This window comes from uncultured Romboutsia sp., assembly GCF_958366745.1.
In the GTDB taxonomy this organism is placed as follows: Bacteria; Bacillota; Clostridia; order Peptostreptococcales; family Peptostreptococcaceae; genus Romboutsia; species Romboutsia timonensis.
In genome coordinates this window covers 1-4,666 of sequence record NZ_CATXCO010000190.1, presented here as the reverse complement: position 1 = coordinate 4,666, position 4,666 = coordinate 1, and the positions used below count along the sequence as shown (strand labels likewise).

General features: G+C 27.1%; 7 protein-coding genes and 1 pseudogene. All 8 read left to right on the top strand.

The genetic code is table 11. The features are described from left to right. On the top strand, positions 1-887 hold an 887-nt coding region (gene spoIIIAA / locus Q5F54_RS10870), incomplete at its 5' end, for a stage III sporulation protein AA (RefSeq protein ID WP_302334422.1). Then, on the top strand, positions 877-1,398 hold the full coding sequence (locus tag Q5F54_RS10865) for a stage III sporulation protein AB (RefSeq protein WP_071119673.1): 522 nt from the start codon (positions 877-879) through the stop codon (positions 1,396-1,398). The genes spoIIIAA and Q5F54_RS10865, both read left to right, overlap by 11 nt. 10 nt (positions 1,399-1,408) lie before the next feature. After that, a complete protein-coding gene (gene spoIIIAC, locus Q5F54_RS10860; protein ID WP_071119674.1) occupies positions 1,409-1,606 on the top strand; it encodes a stage III sporulation protein AC in 198 nt (65 codons plus the stop codon). Between the two features lie 24 nt (positions 1,607-1,630). Continuing rightward, entirely contained in the window at positions 1,631-2,008 is a 378-nt protein-coding gene (spoIIIAD, locus tag Q5F54_RS10855; protein WP_242873430.1) for a stage III sporulation protein AD, read from the top strand. A gap of 14 nt (positions 2,009-2,022) precedes the next feature. Next, positions 2,023-3,207, top strand: a complete 1,185-nt coding sequence (spoIIIAE, locus tag Q5F54_RS10850; RefSeq protein ID WP_281538930.1) for a stage III sporulation protein AE — start codon at positions 2,023-2,025, stop codon at positions 3,205-3,207. An 8-nt stretch (positions 3,208-3,215) separates the two neighbouring features. Beyond that, entirely contained in the window at positions 3,216-3,800 is a 585-nt protein-coding gene (locus tag Q5F54_RS10845; RefSeq protein WP_281538931.1) for a stage III sporulation protein AF, read from the top strand. Between the two features lie 14 nt (positions 3,801-3,814). Continuing rightward, positions 3,815-4,363, top strand: a complete 549-nt coding sequence (locus Q5F54_RS10840) for a stage III sporulation protein AG (protein WP_281538932.1) — start codon at positions 3,815-3,817, stop codon at positions 4,361-4,363. Between the two features lie 30 nt (positions 4,364-4,393). Then, positions 4,394-4,666, top strand: a pseudogene (locus tag Q5F54_RS10835) (SpoIIIAH-like family protein); the annotation flags it as partial.

Sequence of the window (4,666 nt, the reverse complement as noted above, 5' to 3'; positions counted from 1 at the left end):
TAAACATAGAAGAAATAAGACTAAGATCTTTAAAGCCATTAATAGTAAATTCAAATAATAAGGACTATTTTTATAACACTAAACTAAATAAGTTAGATTTAAATATGAATAATCCATATATAGTTAGTAAAGATGATATAGAGCAAACATTTCAAATAATGTGTAAATACTCAATTCATTCTTTTATTGATGATATAAAAAAGGGTTTTATAACTCTTAGAGGAGGTCACAGAGTAGGACTAGTTGGAAAAACGATTATAGAAGATGGACAAGTTAAGAATATAAAACATATATCATCGTTAAATATAAGAATTTCAAGAGAAGTTTTAGGATGCTCAGATAAAGTTTTAAGTCATATTATAAGAGGCAAGAATCAAATTAATAATACTTTAATAATATCACCTCCTCAATGTGGTAAAACAACTTTAATAAGAGATATTGTAAGAAATATAAGTAATGGAAATAAAGAATTTGCATTTAAAGGTATGAAGGTTGCTTTAATAGATGAACGTAATGAGATATCAGGATCTTACTTAGGGATACCTCAAATGGATGTAGGTATAAGAACTGATGTAATAGAAACATGTCCTAAGGATATAGGTATCATGATGCTTTTAAGGTCTATGTCTCCTAATGTTATAGTTACTGATGAAATCGGAAACATCGATGAAATAAAAGCTTTATATACAGCTTTAAATGGTGGTGTAAGTTTAATAACCACAGTCCATGGAGATTCAATTGAAGATATAAGAAATAGAAAAGAGTTAAGTAATTTATTAGATAGTGAATTATTTAAAAAAGTTATAATACTATCCGCTAAAAAAGGACCAGGAACAATTGAGAAAATATATGATTTAGAAGAAAAGAGATGGTATTTTGCAAATTAAAATTTTTATAATTGGTATTTTGATAGCCTGTAGCTATTTAATAGGAGAATATATACATAAAGCATATACAAAAAGGCATAAAGAGGTAAATGACCTCATAAGAATATTAGAGATAATGAGGATGGACTTGTCGTTTGGGTTATATACATTGGAAGAAATTTTTAAAAGGTTAGGGGATAAAGAAGAATTTTGTACTTCTAATTTTTTTAAAAGGTTAGAAAATGAATTACATAATAATACATATAAAGTTCTAGATGACGTATTAAATGATAGCATTCATATATTAATGAAGGAAACTTATTTACAAAATAAAGAGATTGATGAATTAAAAAAACTTATATTTACTCTGGGAAAAAGTGACATAGAGTCTCAATCAAGAATGATAGATTTATCTATTGAAAACTTAAAAAAAATAACTGGAGAGACTAAAGAAGATATAAATCAAAAGGGTATGGTATATAGAAAATTAGCGACTATTGTAGGGTTAATAATAGGAATAATTTTAATTTAGGAGGATGAGTATGGATATATCTTTGATAATAAAAGTTGCTGGAGTAGGAATATTAATATCTATTCTTAATATGCTTTTAGAAAAAACAGATAGAAAGGACTGGGCAACATTTACTACATTAGCAGGTGTAATAATAGTTTTAAGTATGGTATTAACTGAGATAAGCGCTTTATTTACTACAGTAAAAACTATGTTTCAACTTTACTAAAAAGGGGGAGATATATTGGAAGTAATGCAAATTATAGGTATTGCGATTATATCAACCGCACTTTGTTTAGTAATAAAGAAAGATAGACCAGAGATAGCTATGTTTATAGGCATACTTACAGGAGTAATTATATTAACATCGGTAATATTTAAACTAGGTTTTATAATTGAAAGTATAAATGATTTAGCAAATAAAGCTAATATACCAAGTGTATATATAACATTAATAATAAAACTAATAGGAATAGCATATCTTATGGAATTTGCAATACAGCTTTGTAAAGATTGTGGGGAAGGAAATATAGCATCTAAGCTTGAGTTTGGAGGGAAGATAATAGTAATGACAATGTCATTCCCTATACTTTTATCCATAGTAGAAATGGTGTTAAATATTATCCCATAGGAGAATGATAACTTATGAAAAAAATATATTTTAAAATACTAGTTATTATTTTAATAATAATAGGATCTTTTTCTGTATCTTTTGCAAACGAAGATGAGGACGCAGATTATAATGAAACTAAAAAAAGCATCGATTCATATATAGACAATCAGTTAGAGAAAATAGATTTAAAAGAAATACAAAAGTATATAAATGATTCATCTACTATAGATGATATAGATTTAAAAATATTTATGAAAGACTTGATAAAAGGTGAAAAGAATATATTAGACTTATTTGATAAAGAAAATATAAAGATGCTTTTCTTTGATGAGTTAAAGGGAAATATAAAAGTAGCCATGACTATATTGGTTTTAGCATTACTATCATCTATTTTAAAAAGTTTAGATAATTCATTTTCATCAAATGCAGTAAGTCAGATAACAACGTACATAGTATTTATAACTATGGTTTCACTTACACTAATTGGGTTTAAAGATGTATTAGAAATTTGCAATAACACTATAGATTCAACCATAGGTATTATGCAGGTTATAATGCCTATACTAATAGCGTTACTTGCACTTATGGGATGCCCTATAACATCATCCGTATTAAATCCTATATTTATAGGAGGAGTAGCATTTATAAATGTTATTTTCAAAAAATTCATATTTGTATCAATATCTATTGCTTTTGCAATATTAGTAGTTAACAACATATCTAAACATATAAAGCTTAAAAAATTATCATCATTTATAAAGCAAATAAATTTAGTCTGTATAGGAGCTATGTTTACCATATATTTAGGATTAGTATCGATTCAGGGCCTATATGTAACTAGTGTTGATAATTTCACCGTAAAAACAGCTAAATTTGCAATAGGAAACTTTATTCCAGTAGTTGGAGGATTTGTATCAGATTCTGTAGATATTTTATTATCATCATCTCAGCTTATAAAAGGGGTATTCGGTGGAATAGGCTTAATAGTCTTAGTAGGAATATGCCTAGTTCCAGTTACAAAAATAGCATCAATAATATTAGTATATAAAGTATCAGCAATAGCTGTAGAGCCTATAGGTGAAGATAGTATATCAAGTTTTTTAAATGAAGTTGCAAATTTAATGATGATATTACTTGCATGCATAATAGCTATAACAATAATGTTTTTTGTAACATTAGCTACATTAACATCTATAAGTGTAGTTTCGGGAGGATAGGTGATAATTTGTTAGAAAGTATAAAAACATGGATTGTAACGGTTTTGATAGGAGCATTTATAGTCAATATAGTTGATATGATTTTACCTTCTTCTAAAATAAAACCATATATAAATTTAGTTGTTAATTTCATATTTGTATTTATAATTTTAACTCCAATAGCAAATTTTTTCTCTAAAGATATGTCTTTAGAAGATAAAATACTAAAATATATGAGTGAATATAATAAGCAATATGTAGACAGTGTGAATGGATTAGCAGATAAAACGGGAAATAATAGTTTGTCTAAAGGGTATGAGGATGGACTAAAAGAAGTTTTAAAATTAAAATTAAATGAATACGGATATGAACTAGATGAAATAGAGCTTGAAGGGAATAAAATTGGAAAAATAAGTGTAAAGGACAAAAATAATAGTAATAAAAGTGAAAATGAGGACATACAATCTAAAGAAAATGAAAAATCAAAACAGGTATTCAATGAAAAAGATGAACCCAAAAATACTAAACATAGTCTGGACTTAAGCGAAGATAAACTAAAGGAGGATTTAGTAAAAATACTTGATGTATCAATTGAAACTATAGAAATTGATTAATAGGGGATGAGGAGATGTTTAAGAATCTAAACGAAAAAGATAAGAAAAAGATATACTCGCTATTAACCTTGGCAGTAATTTGTGGTATTGCACTTATAGCTATGTCAGGTTTAGAAGATAAGGTGGTAGCGAGTAAAGATGAAGTTAATAATAAAATAACTCAAGAAGAGTTAAGTAATGAATCATCAAAAGCTACATTGGAAGAAAAGCTTAAAAATATATTATCACAAATTGAAGGTGCTGGAGAAGTAGACGTTATGATTACATATGAATCAAGTGAAGAAATTCAACCAGCTTTTAATACTAATACAACAACAGAAGAAACAAAGGAAGTAGATCAACAAGGTGGAGAGAGAACAGTTACAACCTCTAGTGAAAATAAAACAATGATAACATCAAGTTCTAATGAGCCTATAGTAATAAAAACTAATCAACCTAAAATTAATGGTGTAATAGTAGTAGCAACTGGAGCTAAAGATCTTACTGTAAAAGAAACACTTTATAGCGCAGTACAAACAGCATTACAAGTACAAGGTCATCAAGTAGAGATATATACTAAATAAAAATATTAAAATAAACTTGGGGGGATAAAAATGAAATTTAATTATAAGGGAAGAGGATTTGTAGTAGTAACTTTAGCGGCAATGTTAGTTGTGGTAGGAACTGTAAATTACCAATTAAGTAGAAAATCTTTATTAGAAACTTCTAAAGAATTTACAGCCTATGAACAAGCTCAAAATGAGAAAAATACAGATACAGATGATAAAGAAGAGGTTAAAGTAGTTGATAGTAAAGAAAATCAAGTTGAAGAAAAAGTTACAGAAGCTAGTAAACAAATAGAAAAGCAACTTACATCAGAGAAGAAT